This is a genomic window from Paraburkholderia sp. BL9I2N2 (genome assembly GCF_004339745.1).
Classification (GTDB): domain Bacteria; phylum Pseudomonadota; class Gammaproteobacteria; order Burkholderiales; family Burkholderiaceae; genus Paraburkholderia.
This window is the reverse complement of sequence record NZ_SMGP01000001.1, coordinates 2,460,833-2,479,016: the sequence shown is the minus strand read 5'-3', so window position 1 is coordinate 2,479,016 and position 18,184 is coordinate 2,460,833. Positions and strand designations below refer to the sequence as shown.

Genomic DNA, 18,184 nt, shown 5'->3' with positions numbered 1-18,184 from the left:
GGGTCAACCGGCTCGCGCGGGCATCGAATGCGGAGTTCGCATCGGCATGCCGCACCGCCATAATTGGCGCGCGCTTTGCCTGATCTCCTGCGTCATCCGCTGCAAATACCGCTCCACTGATAATTCCGTTTGTGCATCGGCCAGCGCCTGTTTTGTGAGACGCTGCGCCAATGCCGGATCGGCACGCAACGTGCCGATCGCGTCAGCCAATGCCCGTGACATCCCCCGGTTTCACCAGCCAGCCGTTGCGCCCGTGCCGCACGATCCCGATCACATAGTCGGGCGATAGAAAGGCGACGTAATGGGACACGCGGGTTCGCACTAGGCGAACCGCGACGTTTAATTATTCGCGACCTGTCGCGCGTCGAATGTGGGCACGCGCACGCACAGCAGACGAAGCGCCACATACACTCGATCCTAAGCCTAAGAGGCGTCAATTAAAAAACGAGGGGATCATGAAAGTGGCGATCGTGCACGACTGGCTGGTCGCGCCGGGCGGAGCGGAGAAGGTGCTCGAGCAGATCTTCGAATGCTTTCCCGACGCCGACCTTTTCAGTCTTGTCGATTTCCTCGAAGACCGTCGGCAGCCAGGCGGCAAGCCCGTGACGACTTCATTCATTCAGCGCCTGCCATTCGCGCGACGCCGCTATCGAGCTTATTTGCCGTTGATGCCGCTTGCCGTCGGGCAATTCGATCTGTCGGGCTACGACCTCATTATTACGAGTTCTCATGCGCTCGCCAAGGGCGTATTGGTCGGACCAGATCAGACGCATGTGAGCTATGTGCATTCGCCGATGCGCTTCGCGTGGGATCTGCAACATCAGTACTTACGCGAAGCGAATCTGACGCGTGGCCCGAAGTCGTGGGCGGCGCGCGCCTTGCTCCACTATCTGCGCGGCAGGGATTCGCACTCGACGAACGGCGTCGACCGTTTAATCGCGAACTCGCATTTCGTTGCACGTCACGTGATGAAAACCTACCGGCGCGATGCGGCCGTGATTCCGCCGCCCGTCGACGTGCATGAATTCGAACTGTGCACGCGCAAGGAAGATTTTTATTTGACTGCTTCGCGGATGGTGCCGTACAAGCGCATCGATCTGATTGTCGAAACCTTCAATGCCACGCCGCACCGCAAATTGGTCGTGATCGGCGACGGGCCGCAGATGACGGCGCTTCGCGCCAAGGCCCGTCCGAATGTGACGATCCTCGGCGATCAGCCGTTCGAGGTGTTGAAGGACCATCTGCAACGCGCGCGAGCTTTCGTGTCCGCCGCCGAAGAGGACTTCGGCATCGTCGCGCTGCAAGCGCAGGCATGCGGCACGCCGGTGATTGCGTTCGGCAAGGGCGGCGCGCTCGAAACCGTGGTGCCGATCGGCGAGGCGCACCCCACCGGCGTGTATTTCGCCCGCCAGAGCGTGGTGTCGATACTCGACGCGATCGATTGCTTCGAGCGTCAGCGCGATCGGATCACGCCGGCGGCATGCCGCGCGAACGCGGAACGTTTTTCGGCGGCGGTATTCCGGCGCGCGTTCATGGCCGAAGTCACGCGGACGATCGCGGCGGCGGGACGGCGTAATCGGATTGAGACAGTGGGGCGGATCAAACCGGATCTCGCCAAACCGGATTTCCGCTGGCTCGGCGAGCCGGCGCAGAAGAGCAGTTGAGGCCGCTGACGTGCTCGAACGTGATGACGTCAGCCGGCCTGCGCGGGTTGGCGCGACGTCGCAGGAAAGCGGCAGGTCGTCTTATTGTTCGCGTATCGGGGACTTCGCAATACGCGAACAAAATGGTGTCGTCGTACCGCAGTAGGCTGTAAATAGCTGTTCGGACTATGCCGTCCGGCCGGCTACCGGTGTCGATTCGCTCCGTTTAGCCTTGCAGAGGAAGCGCGCGTGTTCAGCGCGCGAACATGCGCGAGGACATCCGATGCGGGTCGTTCCAAAGAAAGCGTTGCTGGACTTTATAAAGAGACATCCGGGGGCGCGCAGTGCGCTATTGGCGTGGTATTCACTGGCGCAGGCATGCCTCGCGTATGGCCATAACGACCTGAAGCAGACGTTCGCCGGCGTGGACCAGGTGCCGCCTCAATACATCGTTTTCGATGTAGGCGGCAACCGGTTCCGGATCGTTGCGGCGATTCACTACAACAGGCAGTCGTTATTCGTTCGTCATGTATTGACGCATGCGGAATACGACCTTTGGACGAGGAAGAATTTAAACTCATGAATGCCGATCGCCTTCCGGGAGCTTTTCCCGACATCGCTCAAACCTGGGCCGCGCTGCAAACGCAGTTGCCGATCACGCCGATTCGCAACGAGCAGGACTACCAGACCATGGTACGGCTCGCTAGCTCGCTCGCAGATCATCTGAACGGCAACGAGGAAGATCCGCTCTCCGATCTGTTCGCGATCGTGACCAATCTGATCGAAAGCTGGGAAGCGCATAACGTGACGATTCCAAAAGCGGAGCCGCGAGAGGTGTTGCGGCATCTGCTGGAAACGCATGGACTCAAGCAGAAGGACCTGATAGGTATCGCGTCGCCTACCGTGGTGAGCGATATTCTCGCGGGCCGCCGCGCCATCAGCAAGAAGGTGGCCAAGGCGCTAGCCGTGCGTTTTCATACGGACGTCAGCGCGTTTCTATAACAGCCGCGCGGCGCCGGCCTCGGGCCGCGCCGTGCCGTTGTGCTGACCGACAAGTTTTCTCGTCGCTTACCTCGTCCTTTCCACACCGCGCCGGCGGCATGTTCCAGGCCGTCGGCGTCGGTGCTTGCCGCTTTGGCGTCGCTCCTGTTTCTGCCGCTCGAATCACGCGTTCGAAGTTCGCGCGTTCTTGCTTTGCGCGTCGACCTGCGGCAGCGCGTCGGCGGAGTAGACTGATGCGTCGATCGGTCAGCGCATCGCTTCCTGCCATGCCCCGCGCATTGCGCGTAAACCGACTCGCCATTTGCGAAGCGCAAGTGCCACGCCGCCACGCTCGAATGCCAACGACAAGGCGCGCAGGAACCCAGGGTCCGCGCGATCGCCGATCAGCGTCGAATAGATGACGAACGCACATCGGCCAGGCGGCGTCAGGTATTCGCACATGATGAGCCGGAGATTGAATGACGCGTTGTAGAACGCCGCGTCGTTGAAAGTGAAACGCTGGTCTTCATCGCTGCGCAGGGCGGGGAAGTGCTCCACCAGCAGCGCCGGGTCGTAGATCAGCTTCCAGCCGCGCCGTTGCACGTCGAGACTGAAGGCCATCTCGCAGTGAACTTGCTCGCCGGTGCCGCGCAAGCGGCCGTCGAAGCGCAGCGCGCCGATCGCCTCACGGCGAAACGACATGTTCACGCCCTTGAGCACCTGGACTTCGCGCGCCTTGCCGTGGCCGACATGGTGATTGCCGATGGTTCGCCCATACCAGCGCACGATGCCCACGCGCGGCTTCTGCCCCTGCAGGATGCCGTTGCGTTCATGCACGATGTCGCGTCCGCCGAGGCCGCCGAGCGTCGCATCGCGTTCGAAGGCGCGCGCGATCCGCCCGACCCAGTCGGAATGCGGCGCGGCGTCATCGTCGGTGAAGCAGAGCACGTCGCCGCTCGCGCTCTCGATGCCGAGGTTGTATGCGGCGACCACGCCGGGTTTGCGCACCAGCACGACCGCGCGGCGCGGATCGGGCCGGTTGGCCTCGCGGGTGCGCAGCCAGTCGAGCGTGGCGTAATCGTCGTGACGCGCGATCACGATCACTTCGTCGGCGCGGCGCTCCTGCGAATCGAGTGCCGCGAGGCAGCGCGCCAGATCGGCGGTGCGTCGGTAGGTTGGCACGATCACGGAGACTTTCACGAACGGTTTCCGAATTGGCATGATCAGAATGCGTTGCGGTTGATGAAGCCCTTGAAGATCGTGATGAACACGATCTTCATGTCGAACCAGAACGACCAGTTATGAATGTAGAAGAGATCGAACTTGACGCGCGCTTCCATCTTTTCCACTTTGGTGGTGGCGCCGCGATAGCCGTTGACTTGCGCCCAGCCGGTGATGCCGGGCTTGATCCGGTAGCGGTGCATGTAGCCGTACACCTGATCCTTGTAGAGATCGTCGTGTTCGACCGCATGCGGACGCGGGCCGACCACCGACATCTGGCCGAGCAGCACGTTGAGAAATTGCGGCAGTTCGTCGAGACTGGTGCGGCGCATGAAGCCGCCGAGCTTCGTAACACGGGCGTCGTTGCGCGAGGCCTGGGTGAGCTGGCCCTGCGCTTCGTGATGCACGGTCATCGAGCGGAACTTGTAGATCGCGAACGGCTGGCCGTCCACGCCCTTGCGCGTCTGGCGAAAGAACACCGGACCCGGCGAGCCGAGCTTGATGCCGATCGCGAGCACCACGAACACCGGGGCGAGCGCGAGCAGCGCGGCCGCCGCGAACAGGCGGTCGAAGATCAGCTTGGGCCACATCTGCGGCGACGAGAAGGGCGTCGCGCTGAGATTGAGCGTCGGCAAACCGACGACATCGACCAGCGCGTGATTGAAAAGCGAGAGGCTGCGTACATCAGGAATGAAGCGCAGATTCACGAAGTCATGCCGGAACATGCGCGTGAACCGGTAGATCGTATGTTCTTCGGAAAGCGGCAACGCGAGCCACACTTCGTTCACGTGGTCCTCGCGCACCTTGGCGGCGAATGCGTCCAGATCGGTCAGGACCGGCAGGCGGTTCAGACGCGCGCCGTACGTCTCGGCCGCTTCAATGCTCGTATCGAATACGCAGACCGGTTTGAAGCCGGCTTGCGGCGCATGTTCGAGATGGGCGAGCAGCGTGCGCGCGAAACCCGGCGCACCGACGATCGCGACGGTGCGGTAATTCATCCCGCGGCTCCGCACGATGCGCAGCGCCACATGCACGAGGCACTTGGTGACGATGATCAGCGCGCCGGAGATCAGCGTCGAGTAACCGAACCACAAGCGCGACACCGCATCCATGCGATGCAGCGTGAACGCCAGCACGAGCGCGGTGAACACCACGACCATCCACGCGGCGGCAACCCTCGCCAGCATGGAGGGCAGCGGTTTGCCGCGCCAGGTTTCATAGACCCCGAAGCCGGGAAACAGCAACAGGAGGAGCACGCAGTTAAACGCGATCAGAAGACGTTCGGTGTCCGACAATGCAATCGGCGTCGAGAACCGCATCGAATGAGCGAGCAGCCCTCCCGCAATCACGAAGAGTACGTCGAGGAATCGCGCAGTATTCCTGAACATATTTGACTCTATTCATTAGTCAGACAAACCAGCGCTTTACTCGACGGTTTCAGCCTGACGCAGACGCGGCAGAAGGCGGTCGAATTCGCGCTTGACGAGGCCATAGCATTCGCAGGCGCGTGCTTCGAGTCCTTTACGATCGAGCACCTTGATGTGGCCGCGGCTATGATGGATCAGGCCTTCGTCGTGCAACTTGCCGGCCGCTTCCGTAATGCCTTCGCGGCGCACGCCGAGCATGTCGGCGATCAGTTGCTGGGTCACGGTCAGATCGTTCGACGCCACGCGGTCCACTTCGATCAGCAGCCAGCGGCACAGTTGCTTGTTCAGCGCGTGGTGGCGGTTGCAGGCAGCGGTTTGCGCGACTTGCGTGAGCAGGGCGTGCATATACAACAGCATCAGGCGGCGCAGGAAGTCGGAGCGGGCGAACTGTTGCTTGAGTGCCTGTGCGCTCATGCGGTAAGCGAAGCCGGCGCATTGCACCTGCACGCGGTTCGGCATGGTTTCGCCGCCCGTGAGCACCGGCACGCCGGTCATGCCTTCGCGGCCGACCGCGGCGATTTCGACCGAGCTGCCGTCTTCCATCGTCGAGAGCATCGAGATGATCGCGGTGGTCGGGAAGTAGACGTGATGAATGCGCTGACCGGAGTCGCACAGCAATTGCTCGGTGCGCAGATGAACCAGTTCGAGATGGGGAGCCAGCGCCTGCCATTCATGGGACGGCAATGCGCCGAGCAAATGGTTTCCGTGCAGATCGGATTGAAGTGTCAACATGATCGGTCCTCGCGTGAAAGTCGCGCTCTGCGTGACTTTCTGTTTTTGATCCGATGCCTGCATCCCTTTTAACGACGTGCTGCCTGGTGAGCAGCGAAGGATAAACAGGACCGGCCCCGTATTGGCCTGATGCGCCGCCGCCGTTGTTGTCGATGTCTCTGCGGTGACGCGGTGTTGCGCTCTTCTATTAGCGAGGAGCGTGCCAGCGGCGGGGAAAGCGAGCGCTGGTGCGGGGTAACGCACCAAGGCTTAGCGCCGCGCGAAGACAAACGTGACTTTTTGTTTCAAATCTGCACAACGTCCTGACGAGCGGCGGTTGGCCGCCAGGCGCATCCTGTTCGGCTCAAATCCTTGATGGAATTGGGTTGGCGGGTGCTGGGAGGGGCTTGACGGTACTTGTCCTCAGCGTTGAATCAGCCCTTCCATGCACGTTGTCACGCCGCGTCCGGGATGTGCCGGAAATGATTCAGATGTGTTCAACACGCTTGGTTCGGTGCCGTACGGATGATGTTTTTGGCGAGCCAAAAGTCTGAGAAAAACCAACAGTGATTCCGCAGACCAGACAGGTGGATACGCGCGGCGCGAGGTTTTACGCGCCTTGCGAAAGGGTGATTAGATCAGGGAGACCTTCAGCCGTAGAAGATGGCGGATATTGCATTGACCGCGCGAACTTCACCCGCGGGCGCCGCGTATGTTGCATCAGCTTTAAACACGGCATTCGATGCGTGAGCAACGAATCTTTCCTGCGGCGTGAGCGGGATGAGCGGCACGACGCAAGGCCGGTTCGGCGGCAGATGAAACCAGTCGCGCGCGGCCCTGTATTGTGTGTCAACGATATGAACGAAGCGCACAAAACGCTTCGCTTCGATCACGAGCTGCCAGCCGTCGCCGTTGCGCTCGGCCGTGACCGTCAAGCCCAGGTCGTGGCGCTCGCTCACGCGCCGCTCCGGCAGATGAAACGCTTCCGCAACGACCTGGCCGCTCGTCTGGTCGCGCAGTGTGGCGATCGTCACGTCGTGCGCGCGCGGGCCGAAGCGGTACGCGTGGGTGAAATCGAAGAACTGGCCAAGGCACGCGCCCGCACTGAGACGTTGCGCGCTGTGCGGCGCCAGTTCCACCTCGCGGCTTGCGGAGGCGACCTTGACGCTACCGTCACGCAGGCAGACCAGTTCCAGTTGCGCGCGCAACGGCTGCGCACGTTCGTTCAGCAGATGAATATCGAGGCCGTTGAGGCCCTCGTCGGTCATGACCACCTGAATGGGTTGCAGTGCTTGCGCGAGGCCGTGCAGGGCGCTTTTAGGCCGTCCTGCGGCATCGATCAGGCCCCAGCCGGCGCCGGGGCGCAAATCCTGAAGCTGCCAGACTAGCGCGCCGCCGCACGCGGAACCGGCGCGGCGCCATTCGGCGAGCACGTCGCCCATCAGTTCGGCGACCACCGCGCGCGACAGGTCCAGATAACGCTCGGGGTCTTCATAGCGCAAGCGCGCCGGATCGACACCATATAACGTCTGCAGATAGTGGTCGCGCACGTCGTCGAAATCCCAGCCGGCGCCGGGGTCGCGCGGTACGGCCGCTTTCCAGCGCGGATCGTGCAGATGAATCGTGCCGAGCGCGTCGTGCAGGGTGGCGTCGTCGGGGACGTTGGCGAAGGCGAGGCATTCGGCGGCGAAGCGCACCTGCGAGCGGCGCACGTCGTCGAGCGGACGCTGATAGGCGCCTACGCCGTAGTAGTGAGTGATGCCCTCATTAGTTGAAAACGGCCACGCGCCACCCGAGGGCGAGTTGCTGACATACGGCACGTCGGACCGTTCACGCGCGACGATGGCGGGCAACTGTTCCGTAAAGACTGGTTGCGCGCGCATCGAAGGCGGCAGGCCGAACATGGCCGCCTGCTGGTCGACCTCGCTGCCGCCGCACAGCACCGCGAGCGAAGCGAAGCGTCGTGTGCGCGTCAGAAACTGCGTGGCTTCGCGCTCGATCGAAGCGCTGAATGCGGCATCGCTCGGATAGTCGAAATTCGCCAATGCGAAGTCTTGCCAGATCAGCAGGCCGTATTCGTCGGCGAGTGCATAAAACGCGTCGGACTCGTACAGCATCGTGCCGCCCACGCGCAGCATGTTCATGCCCGCATCGCGAGCCAGCGTGAAAGTGTGACGCAACTGCGCCTCGCTGCCCGCGAGCGTGACGAGGTCCGCGCTGGTCCAGCACGCGCCGCGACAGAATACCGGCGTGCCATTGACGCACAACGCGAAGCCCATGCCGTCCGCGCCGTGGTCCACTTCAATACTGCGGAAACCGACCGAACCCAATGAATGCGACGTCGCGTGCCCGTCATCAAGCTGCAACGTCAATGGATATAAAGTGGGCTCGCCGTGGGTGTGTGGCCACCAGCGCTCGGCACCCGGCACGCGCACGCGGCCGGTCAGTGTATATGCATCGTTCCATTGCAAAGACGAAACAGCATCCCCGCATTTAAGCGAGGCGCGGCAGGTCGCGTAATCGTGCGGATGAACGAAACGTAGCGTGAGCGATACAAGGCCGTCGTCGTGATCGAGCCGGCTCGACACGTCGACGGTGTCGAATGCATGGGGCGCGTCGCTCAGAAGTTCAACCGGACGCCACGGGCCGACCGCTTGCACAGAAGGACACCAGCCGGGCATATGGCCGAGCAGGGTGGTGCGCACGTTGCGCAAGGTGGGCGGCGACACGAGCCGTGGACGCCAGCGCGCGCGCGAACGTTTCGCCGCCAACGCCGGAGCGAGAGAGCGGAAGCATAGCGCGAGCGTCGCGCTGCCGTTAAGTTCGATGTCGAGATCGTGCGCGACGAACATCGAATCGGAATCGAGTTGCTTGACGCCGTCGAGCCAGACTTCGGCGATGGTGGCGAGACCATGCAGACGCAAGCGGCGTTGGCCGGTGCCTTCGAGTTCGAGGCGATACCAGTGGTCGTCGAAGGCAAGCGGTGGTGGATGCGCAATGTTTAGGAGACCTGCGGCACGGCGCGCGCTCGCGACCGTGCCGGGCACTTGCGCGGCCAGCCAGCCGTGCGCGGGTAAATCGGCGGGCGTCGCGCACGCGCCCGCGGGCGTGCTCACACACTGCCAGCCGATGTCGAGGCGCCGCGGCCAGAGCGTCTGCGATGCATGCGCCGAAGTCGCATCGACATCGACATGCGCGGCTTCGTCAGGAGCGGGCGCGAGCACGCCGCTCGCGCCGCCTTCATCGGGCAGCAGCCCTATCGTCAGTGCATCCACGGCAAATCCCCGAGAAGTCCGCGAAGCCGCGCACGGCGCGTCACAGCACCAGAGCGGCGAGCGGTGGCAGCGTCTTTTCGTAAGCGCTTTCGAGCACGTCGAAGCAGTCTTCGCACAGATCGCGCCGGCCGCGGGCAATCGCCCGCACGAGCCGGAACTGCATCACCATCGACTCCGACGCGATGCTCTGCGCCGCTGCCGGAATCGCTGCCGGCACCTCGAAGCCTTGTGCGGAAAGCCACAACAGATACTTCGAAAGAAACTCGAAGTTCGCGCCGAGCTGCCTCATCAGGTTGAACGAGTACGGGTGGAAGAACTTTTCGCCACGTTCGAACAGCGTCTCGAGATGCGCGGGAAACGCGGCACGCCATTGCGAAATGGGATTCGTCAGCGGCCGGCGCCCGAGATGCGCGCACAGCAGTTCCGCCGACGCTTCGGCCAGCGCGGTGCCTTCGAGCGCGGGCCGCGCCTGCTTGGCGAACTCCACATACGGAAACAGCAGATCGGGCTGCTGCTGGAACTGCGGCAGCTTGCGAAACACGCCGTCGTAGTCTTCACCGTCGAGCAGGTGATAGCCGGTGTTGTGGAAATAGCCGAGACGGCGCGCGTCCGGATCGATGAAGTCGATGCCCACCGTGGTTTTCGGATGCTCACGCCGGTACGACGTGGCGCGCGTGTTCGGCAGGTAATAGCCGTCCACTTCCACCAGCACGGTATGGCCGCGCAAGGTCTGCGCGAGCACGCGCGTTTCGAGCGAATCGTAGATGGCCAGTTCCTGCACCTGGGTGCCGTAGAGCCGGTCGAGGTCTTCGAGCGGAAACTTGAAGAACGTGAACTGGTCGCCTTCGAAATCCTGCGTGACGGTAAAGCCGAGCGCGGCGCGCGGGTCGAGCCCGAAGCCGTGCAGCAGTTCGATCCACAGATCGACGTAGCAGTTAGTCTCCTGCCAGACGCGCTCGCCCTGATGCAGCGCATGCGGCGCATGCTCGCGCAAACGCGCGGCGGGCGCCGGTGCGGCCACGCCACCCGCGGCGGGCAGATCGACGCGCCGGGTCAGCAGGAAAGCGCCGTTCGCGCCGTTCGGTACAGGTGTCAGCGACGGATTCATACGCACTCTCCGGTGCCTTGCGCCGTTTCGGCGGACGACGGTTGCATGGTTGCGAGCCCATGCGCCACGCGCGCTTCGGCATCGCCCCACAGCAGCGCGCGCACATCGTCCGGCCACGCGTTCACGTCGAGCCCATGATGACGGAATAGCGCGAGTGTGATGCGTTCCATGCCGAAACCGACACAACCCGTATGCGCGACCGCGCCGTCTTCGCACGCGATCTTCCAGATCGCGCCGAAGTGTTCCATGTGATAGTTGAACGACAGGCAAGCCGTCTTGCCGCGCGGATCGGCCACCGGAATCAGCAGTTCGAACTTGAGCGCCTGGGCACGCTGGCTATCGGCGACGATCTTGCCGCCGCGGCCGAAGAACGGATCGTTGGCGAGATCCACTTCGACCGGCAATTGCAGCAGATTGACCAGCAGCGAGCCGCGTTCGATCCACATCTGCCGGAATGCCATCACCTGTTCGGCGCTGCCGAGACGCACGTATTCGCGCTGGCGGAACATCTGCATGCGGCCGGGATCGAGCGACGGTTCGTGACGGAAGCAATACGACAGCACGTCGATCGTGCGGCCGTCGGCGGGCAACGGACCGCGCCGCGCCATCACCGGATAGATCGGATAGCAGGCAGCCGGCGTGAGCACCACGCGGGTCGGCTTCTGCTGCGCCATCCACTCGTCGCTGCGATCGTCGTCGCTTTCCGTCATGGCGTCGTCGAGTGCGTGCAACAGGCGCCGGTGGCCCATGTCGTTGCCGCAGAACGAGTGGATCGTACCCGCCAGATTCGGGAAGCTCTTCAGATACTCGCTGTCTTCGAAGTCGGTGCGGCGCATGGCGGGCGGAAAGCGCAGCACTTCCGGCTGCTGGTCCGCGCCCAGATGCGTGATCGCCACGTTCAGGCGGTCCACCACGTCTTCGAAAACCTGGCTGCGGCCATACAGGCCGTTTTCGCCGGTGTCGATCAACAGGCCCGCGGCCAGCAGTTCGTCACGAAAGCTCGGCGCTTCGGCTGCTTGCGCGGCGGCGGCAAGAGCGACGGTATCGGTCATCGTGTTCATATCAGGCTCTCCCCGGGGCGGCAGGACGTTGCGCGAGCAAGAGGCTCGCGGTGTTCTGCGCAATACGGTCGTTATTGATCATCAGCGGCGCGGAGTGCAGGTCGCGCAAATGGCGCCCGACGCTGTACGGCGTGCCGTTCTTGTAACCCGCCATGCCGCAGATCATCAGCACTTCGTGCACGACCTGCAGCGCGGTGGTGGAGATGCTCGTCTTCAGCGTGTTCATGTCGGATGCGAATCCGAGCATGGCCGCGAGCGGCGCATCGGCTTGCGAGCCGCCGTGGCGCGCCTGGTGAGCGGCGCGTGCCGCCTCCAGCGCGACCGCGAGGCGCGCCTGCATCATCTGCAGCAGACCGACCGCTTCAGCGAGGCGCAAACCGGCCGGTGGCACCACACCTGGCTTCGCACGCGCCTGTGCACGGAAGAACGCTTTCGCGCGATTCACGGCGTCGGTGGCCACGCCGGTCCAAACCGAGGCCCACAGCGTGTGCGAGACCGGCAGCATGGTTTGATCGGCGATCTCGGCGAATGGCGTCGGCAGAATCTGTTCGGCCAGACCCGTGGCGACGAGCCGGAAGCCCTCGCTGCAGGTTCCGCGCATGCCCATCGAATCCCAGCCGCCGCGCTTTTCCAGTTGCGTGTCGGAACGCAACGCGACGATCAGCACCTGGTCGGCGGCTGCCGACTCGGCGGTGCGGCGCGCGGTGACGAGAATGCCGTCGGCGTGCGCGCCGTACGAAATCGTCGGTGCGAGCTTTTCGATGCGAAAGCGCGCAGCGTCGAGTTCGACCGAGCAGGCGCTGGTGCGCATATTGCCGCCGATGGTTTCCTCGGAAGTGGCCGATGCCAGCAGCCACTGCTGCTTGACCAGTTGCACGAGCAGCTGTCGATGCCATGCGGCATCGCTGCCATGCGCCTCGATACATGCCACCTGGATCTGATGCATCGCATACACCATCGCGGTGGAGGCGCAGCCTTGCGCGAGCGTTTCGCAGATCGCGCCGACGTCCGCGAGCGACAGGCCCGCGCCGCCGAACGCGGCCGGCACCATCGCCGAGAGCAGGCATTCGCGCTTGAGCGCGTCGAACGCTTCGCTCGGGAAGCGCGCCTCGCGATCCACCGAGTCGGCGAACTGCGCGGCTACCGCCGCACAGCGTTGCGCGGCCGCGCGCCAGCCGGGTTCGGTTTCGACGGCGGTCAGCACGACCGACGCGTCGGCGCCTTCGGACGCATCGTGCGCCTGCGTAGCGGCGGCGGCCGCCGCCGCGTCCAGCAGCGGGGCGTTCATGCTGCCGCCTTCGCCTGTTGCAGCTCGGTGATTGCGGCGGCCATCGAATCGATGCTGGAGAACAGGCGCCGTGTCAACAGACGGTCCGGAATTTCAATCCCGAATTCATCTTCGATTGCCAGCATCAGATGCACGGTCGCGAGCGAGGAGAGGCCCGCGGCGTACAGGTCGGCGTCATCGGCCAGGGTGTCCGCCGGGACATCCAGGCGAGCCGATTCGGAAAGGATGCGTCGCAATGCGTTTTTCATGGTGTGGTCCCCTGTTGTTGAACAGTCTTGAATTTGCGGACATCGATCCAGCGCACGTGATCGCTATTTCTGTTCGTTGCCGCGGCGCATGCCGGCGGAGTCCCTATGCCGGATGCGGCGCGTTCACATTGACTGCGTGCGCTTTCGGGCGGTTTTCTGCAAGCCGCGCCCCGATGTCTGCGTATTTAAGAATTGTCAACGCCCAGCGTCAGTGCGATGGCGCACGGAAACACGAGTTTCGTGGACGTACCGTGTAGCCATCAGAACGGGCCGGCCTATACAGCCAGGTCGTAGAAGCCGGCGCGCGATGCCGGCCTCATTGAACTTACTGACCGCTGGGGTACGTGATGAACTGGAAAACGCTGGAATTCGATCAGCTTTCGGCTCGCGAGTTGTATCTGATCTTGCGCGCGCGCAGCGCGGTGTTCGTGGTCGAACAATCGCATGTTTGTCTTGACGCGGATGGCCGCGACGAACACGCGTTGCATGTGTTCGCCGTGGAGGACATGGCGCGGTCGATGCCGATCCTCGCCTACGCGCGCCTGCAACCCGGCGACGCGGAAGATCCGGAGATCACCATCGACAAGGTGCTGACGAGTCCGCTGCGACGCGGCGACGGCACCGCCGAACTATTGATCGAACGCGTGCTGCAGGCGATTGTCGGCCGTTGGCCGGGCCATGCCGCGCGTGTCAGCGCGCCGCTTGGTTTGCGCGGCTTCTACGAACAATTCGGCTTTCGCAAGACGGAAGGGCCCTATCTCGAACACGGCGTGCCCTTCATCGGCCTTACGCGCCAGGTGCGCGGCAGCCAGCCGCTTTTCGGCGGGCGGCGCCGTGAGCGCGACAGCGCGGTGCTCGTGAACACGTTCGAGTTGTTGTGATGGGGCGGGCGCTCGTCACGCCTTCCAGTGCACAAGTTGCACGTGCGAAGCTGACGCCACGCGAGAGCGATGTGGCCTCGGCCGCGCGCGCTTCTCCTATCAGATGTGCTCGCCACGCGCTCGACGTTCGCGCTGCGCGCGTCGCATGGCGACGGACTACGCTGTCTATTTCTAATAGCGCGTATGACATGCATTCACCTTTGAATCGGACTCCAAGACAATGTGGCTGGACGTACATATCGATCATGCAACGTTTGTTGTAATGGATTGAGAGCGGGGACCTGGTGAGGAGCGTGGCGTGAGGCCAGTGGTGTTCGATGGCCGGTTCGGCTGGTGGTATCCGGCGAGCCAAAGGCCACGCGATGGCTTTTAAAGCGCGCGCGCGGGTTCCGTCTATTCGGGGAAGCGTTATGCATGCGCACGGATTGTCCAGCGCACAGACGCTTACGGGGAGCGCGTAGTGAACAGTCAATCCGAGTTGGACCGCATCAACCGAGTTGCATGGAATTCGTCGGACGCCGAGCGCGTTTTCATGCTCGACAAGACCTATTCCGATCCCGGCGAACGGGCTGCCTTTGCCTGGCTCGCACAGCGTTGCGCGGGTGAGCCCTTGCTCGATATCGGAATCGGCACCGGCCGCACGATTCCGTTGATGACGGCGATCTCCGACGACTACACCGGCGTCGACTACACACAAAAGCTGCTCGATCTCGCGAAGGCGCGCTTTCCCGAACGCGACCTTCGGCATATGGACGCGCGTGACATGTCCGCGCTGCCTTCGGATCATTACGGGCTCGCGCAATTCAGCTGGAACGGCATCGACTGCGTCGACTACGACGATCGCGCGAAGATTCTCGAAGAGATGTATCGCGTGGTGCGGCCCGGCGGCTATGTGCTGTTTTCGTCGCACAACCGCGGCGGCCCCGGCTACGGCGAAAACATCTGGCAACTGCTGCCGAAATTCACGTTCAATCCGCTCAAACTCGGCTGGCGCACGCTGCGCTCGGCGCGGCGTTTCCAGCTCGGCACGCTGAACTATGTGCGCAACGCCAAGCTGAATCACGACTACGGCGGCTATGCGGTCAACACCGCGGCGGCCCACAACTTCGGCATTGTGATCGTCTACACGACGCTGCGCGAGCAGCGCCGGCAACTGGCACAGGTCGGCTTGCAATGCGACGCGGTGTTCGACAGTTCCGTGGGCAATCTCATTACCGACGATGTGGAACCGAGCGACGCCTGGTGGTTTCACTTCATCGCGCACAAACCGCTCGCTGCTTGCCGCTTCGACTGACGGCGGCCACTGAACGAAGGCATGGCTTTACACGTAGCACGCAGGACAAATAGAACAATGCGCCGGACCAGTTTGACCGGATAGGGGACTTGCACATGAATCGCATCGTAGAACCAGGCAATCCGCTTGCCTCGGCCGGGGGCGTCAGCGAAACAGCCACGCGTCTATCCGTGCAGCCGGTGATTCTCGCCGGCGGCTCGGGCACGCGATTGCGGCCGTTTTCGCGCGAGCGCAGTCCGAAGCAGTCGATCGGCCTGGTGGGCGACGAGTCGCTGCTCGAAACCATGCTGAGCCGCCTCGACGCGTCTTTCGCCGCAGCGCAACGTACTAGCCCGGCATCCGGCACGCATTCCATTGCTGCGCCGCTGGTGGTTTGCTGCGAGGATCAGCACCTGCAAACGCTCGAACGTCTGGAGCGGCTCGAACCATCGAGCCGGCCGGTGCGCATGGTCCTCGAACCGATGTCGCGCAATACCGCGCCCACGTTGACCGTCGCCGCGCTCGCCGCGCGCGCGTCGGTTGTGGAAGGCGACGATCCGCTCATCGTGGCGTTGCCGGCGGACCATCTGATTGCCGATCACATTGCGTTCGGCTCGGCGCTCGCCGAGGCGCTCGACCACGCTGCACGCGGCGCCATTGTCACGCTCGGCGTGCCACCGAAGCGCGCGGATACCGGCTACGGCTATATCCGCACGGGTGGGGCGCTCGGCACGCGGGGCGCGCGCGCCATCGAACGGTTTGTCGAGAAGCCCGATCCGGAACTGGCCGAGCGCTATCTCGCTTGCGGCAATTACTGGTGGAACAGCGGCATGTTCGTGGTGCGCGCGTCGGTGTGGCTCACGGCGATCAAGCTCTGCCAGCCGGCGATTGCCGAGGCCTGCGCGGCCGCGTTCGAGCGTGCCACGGTCGACGGCGGCGGCGCGCTGCATCTCGCGCGCGATGCCTTCGCCCTGTGCCCGTCCGATTCGATCGACTACGCGGTGATGGAGCGCGTCGGCACCGACGCGCGGCTGATCGGCGTCGCGGTGCCGTTCTCCGCGGGCTGGTCGGAGGTGGGCGGCTGGAATTCGGCGGCACGCGGCACGGCCCACGTCACGCGCGGCGAGGAATGCTTCCTGCTCACGGAGAACCAGTCGACGGGCATTCCGCCCGGCGTCGCGAACCGGTTCGAGAATCCCGGCAGGACGCCGCTTGAAAGGATCGAGGTGCAATCAGGCCGCCATCTCGGCGAAGACGACATCGTGCGCTTTGACGACCAGTACGATCGCGAACAGGAGGCCAGCCATGCAGGCAAGGGTACTTCACGCTGAGGCGCCGCGCGCCTCGCAGGCGGCTTTCGACGAGCGGCGCTTTCGCCACGCGTTGGGACGCTTCGCGACCGGCGTCGTGGTGATCTCGACCGGCAGCGGCGACAATTTGCACGCGATGACCGCCAACGCCTTCATGTCGGGTTCGCTCAAGCCGCCACTGATCGTCGTCTCGGTCGGGCACCGGGCGCGCATGCACGAGCGTCTGATGGACAGCGCGCTGTTCGGCGTGAGCGTGTTGTCCGAGGCGCAGGAGCCGCATAGCCGCCACTTCGCCGGCGAACCGCAGAGCTTGCTCGCGCCGCGTTTCGCGGCGGTCGAAGGGCTGCCCGACGTGGAGCTGCTCGAACACGCGGCGGCGCGTTTCGCGGCGCGCGTGGTGGACCGGCATCCGTGCGGCGACCATACGCTCTTCGTCGGCGAGGTGCTGGTGTTCTCGCTCGATGAACACGCGCCCCTGATTTTTTTCGGCGGGCGCTATGGGTCGGTGACGGCGGGGTCGGTGACGGCGCCGGGTTGCACTCAGAGTTCCATTCAGGATTCGACGGCGGCTTCGACGCAGGACTCGCCAGCGGTTGCCGTGAGCACCCGCTGATGCGCACGTCATTCGTCGTTTCCCGCCAGCCTATCCGCCGAGGCATCGTGGATCAGACAAATCGTCTCGCAACGTGCGTCTTCGCACTATGCAAATTCTGCAATGCAGGCACGCTTGATATGCAAGCTTATGGCCCGTCAAAATATGCGGCGTTACAAGGAAGAAACAATTCTTCAGAGGGATAACCCTGTCAGGAAGTTTCCCAACTGGCGCAACCGTTTTGAAGCTAGCAACGTATCGTAGAAGAACTAAGTGACATCAATAGAACGACGTATAAGGGCCGCTTGATCAACAGGCTACGCGGGGGCAAACACCGCTTCGGGGAGAGTGTCATGGAACAGGCAAACAAAGATCGATCGCTCGTGAGCAAAGTCATGGATGGACTGGTCACGGGGATCGTCGAAGAGAAATACGGCGCCATACTGCCACCGCAGGATGTGCTGTCGAAGGAGTTCGACGTCAGCCGCACCGTCATGCGCGAGGCGCTGTCGATGCTGCTCGCGCGCGACATGCTGGACGTGCGGCCGAAAATCGGCACGCGCATCCGGTCGATGAGCGATTGGCGCATGATCGACGAAGACGTCGTGAACTGGCGTTTTCGCGCGAAACCCGATCCGCTGTTTCTGCGCGACGTGATCGAGTTTCGCATCCTGATCGAGCCGCGCGCTTCGGCGCAGGCGGCCGCGCGCGGCAGCGCGGCGGATATTGCCGCGATTCGCGAGGCGTTCGAGGCGTTCCGCACGATCCGGCCGGGCGAGCCGGGCTATCAGGAAGCGGACGAACTGTTCCACACCCGCATCGTGGTGGCGAGCGGCAATCAGTTCTTCAAGCAGATGGCGGCGATCATTCGCGGCGCGCTATCGACGGTCAATCCCATCGTCACCGACAGGGACGGACTGTGGGAAACCGCAGTGAATTCCCATCAACGCGTGGTCGAAGCGATTGAACGGCGCGATCCGAAGGAAGCGGAAATCGCTTCGCTCGCCATGATCGACTACACCGCAGAAGAAGTCAGCGGCCATTTTTCAGCGGAACCGCCGGCACTCGGCTGAGCGTCGCCGCCGCGGCGGCACGCTGGGTCTTTGGTATTTTCCTTGTGAGACTGTGTGGCAGAGGGCGCGAGTTCACGTCCACGCGAGAGCGT

At 63.4% G+C, this 18,184-nt stretch carries 17 protein-coding genes; 8 read left to right on the top strand and 9 right to left on the bottom strand.

Translation table 11 applies throughout. The annotated features are described in order from the left end of the window. Positions 1–3: 3 nt before the first annotated feature. Entirely contained in the window at positions 4–210 is a 207-nt protein-coding gene (locus B0G74_RS11495) for a hypothetical protein (protein ID WP_243658162.1), read from the bottom strand. Between the two features lie 245 nt (positions 211–455). On the opposite strand from B0G74_RS11495, the gene B0G74_RS11490 reads away from it, so the two are divergent. The 3 genes from B0G74_RS11490 to B0G74_RS11480 all read left to right on the top strand — a co-directional run bounded on the left by B0G74_RS11490 (position 456) and on the right by B0G74_RS11480 (position 2,645). Beyond that, positions 456–1,664, top strand: coding sequence for a glycosyltransferase family 4 protein (locus B0G74_RS11490; RefSeq protein WP_132374896.1), 1,209 nt, complete (start codon positions 456–458; stop codon positions 1,662–1,664). A gap of 262 nt (positions 1,665–1,926) precedes the next feature. After that, a complete protein-coding gene (locus B0G74_RS11485; protein ID WP_132374895.1) occupies positions 1,927–2,226 on the top strand; it encodes a type II toxin-antitoxin system HigB family toxin in 300 nt (99 codons plus the stop codon). Then, positions 2,223–2,645, top strand: a complete 423-nt coding sequence (locus B0G74_RS11480; RefSeq protein ID WP_132374894.1) for a transcriptional regulator — start codon at positions 2,223–2,225, stop codon at positions 2,643–2,645. Before B0G74_RS11485 ends, B0G74_RS11480 begins: the two co-directional genes overlap by 4 nt. 246 nt (positions 2,646–2,891) lie before the next feature. On the opposite strand, the gene B0G74_RS11475 is transcribed toward B0G74_RS11480, so the two are convergent. From B0G74_RS11475 to B0G74_RS11440, 8 genes are all read right to left on the bottom strand, one after another. Continuing rightward, positions 2,892–3,845: a glycosyltransferase gene (locus B0G74_RS11475; RefSeq protein WP_132374893.1), complete on the bottom strand. Its 954-nt coding sequence runs from the start codon at positions 3,843–3,845 to the stop codon at positions 2,892–2,894. A 2-nt stretch (positions 3,846–3,847) separates the two neighbouring features. Continuing rightward, positions 3,848–5,233: an undecaprenyl-phosphate glucose phosphotransferase gene (locus tag B0G74_RS11470; RefSeq protein ID WP_132374892.1), complete on the bottom strand. Its 1,386-nt coding sequence runs from the start codon at positions 5,231–5,233 to the stop codon at positions 3,848–3,850. 36 nt (positions 5,234–5,269) lie between these two features. Next, complete coding sequence (locus B0G74_RS11465; RefSeq protein ID WP_006048767.1) at positions 5,270–6,004, bottom strand: Crp/Fnr family transcriptional regulator; 735 nt, start codon at positions 6,002–6,004, stop codon at positions 5,270–5,272. A gap of 629 nt (positions 6,005–6,633) precedes the next feature. Beyond that, positions 6,634–9,258, bottom strand: a complete 2,625-nt coding sequence (locus B0G74_RS11460) for a glycoside hydrolase family 2 protein (RefSeq protein WP_132374891.1) — start codon at positions 9,256–9,258, stop codon at positions 6,634–6,636. Between the two features lie 40 nt (positions 9,259–9,298). Beyond that, complete coding sequence (locus tag B0G74_RS11455) at positions 9,299–10,366, bottom strand: DUF1839 family protein (protein ID WP_132374890.1); 1,068 nt, start codon at positions 10,364–10,366, stop codon at positions 9,299–9,301. Further along, the gene (locus B0G74_RS11450) at positions 10,363–11,427 is read right to left on the bottom strand and encodes an amino acid--[acyl-carrier-protein] ligase (protein ID WP_132374889.1); all 1,065 of its coding nucleotides are present in this window, start codon (positions 11,425–11,427) and stop codon (positions 10,363–10,365) included. Before B0G74_RS11450 ends, B0G74_RS11455 begins: the two co-directional genes overlap by 4 nt. 1 nt (position 11,428) lies before the next feature. Beyond that, a complete protein-coding gene (locus B0G74_RS11445) occupies positions 11,429–12,715 on the bottom strand; it encodes an acyl-CoA dehydrogenase family protein (RefSeq protein ID WP_132374888.1) in 1,287 nt (428 codons plus the stop codon). Further along, entirely contained in the window at positions 12,712–12,963 is a 252-nt protein-coding gene (locus B0G74_RS11440) for an acyl carrier protein (RefSeq protein WP_132374887.1), read from the bottom strand. Before B0G74_RS11440 ends, B0G74_RS11445 begins: the two co-directional genes overlap by 4 nt. Before the next feature lie 347 nt (positions 12,964–13,310). Between B0G74_RS11440 and B0G74_RS11435 the strand changes: the two genes are divergently transcribed. The 5 genes from B0G74_RS11435 to B0G74_RS11415 all read left to right on the top strand — a co-directional run bounded on the left by B0G74_RS11435 (position 13,311) and on the right by B0G74_RS11415 (position 18,092). Next, complete coding sequence (locus B0G74_RS11435; RefSeq protein WP_132374886.1) at positions 13,311–13,844, top strand: GNAT family N-acetyltransferase; 534 nt, start codon at positions 13,311–13,313, stop codon at positions 13,842–13,844. A gap of 460 nt (positions 13,845–14,304) precedes the next feature. Beyond that, on the top strand, positions 14,305–15,138 hold the full coding sequence (locus B0G74_RS11430; RefSeq protein ID WP_132374885.1) for a class I SAM-dependent methyltransferase: 834 nt from the start codon (positions 14,305–14,307) through the stop codon (positions 15,136–15,138). A gap of 95 nt (positions 15,139–15,233) precedes the next feature. Beyond that, positions 15,234–16,448 (top strand): sugar phosphate nucleotidyltransferase, encoded by a 1,215-nt coding sequence (locus B0G74_RS11425; protein WP_132374884.1) that lies wholly within the window; start codon positions 15,234–15,236, stop codon positions 16,446–16,448. Beyond that, positions 16,423–17,040, top strand: a complete 618-nt coding sequence (locus B0G74_RS11420; protein ID WP_132374883.1) for a flavin reductase family protein — start codon at positions 16,423–16,425, stop codon at positions 17,038–17,040. Before B0G74_RS11425 ends, B0G74_RS11420 begins: the two co-directional genes overlap by 26 nt. Positions 17,041–17,372: 332 nt before the next feature. Beyond that, positions 17,373–18,092 (top strand): FCD domain-containing protein, encoded by a 720-nt coding sequence (locus B0G74_RS11415; RefSeq protein WP_132374882.1) that lies wholly within the window; start codon positions 17,373–17,375, stop codon positions 18,090–18,092. Positions 18,093–18,184: the final 92 nt, after the last annotated feature.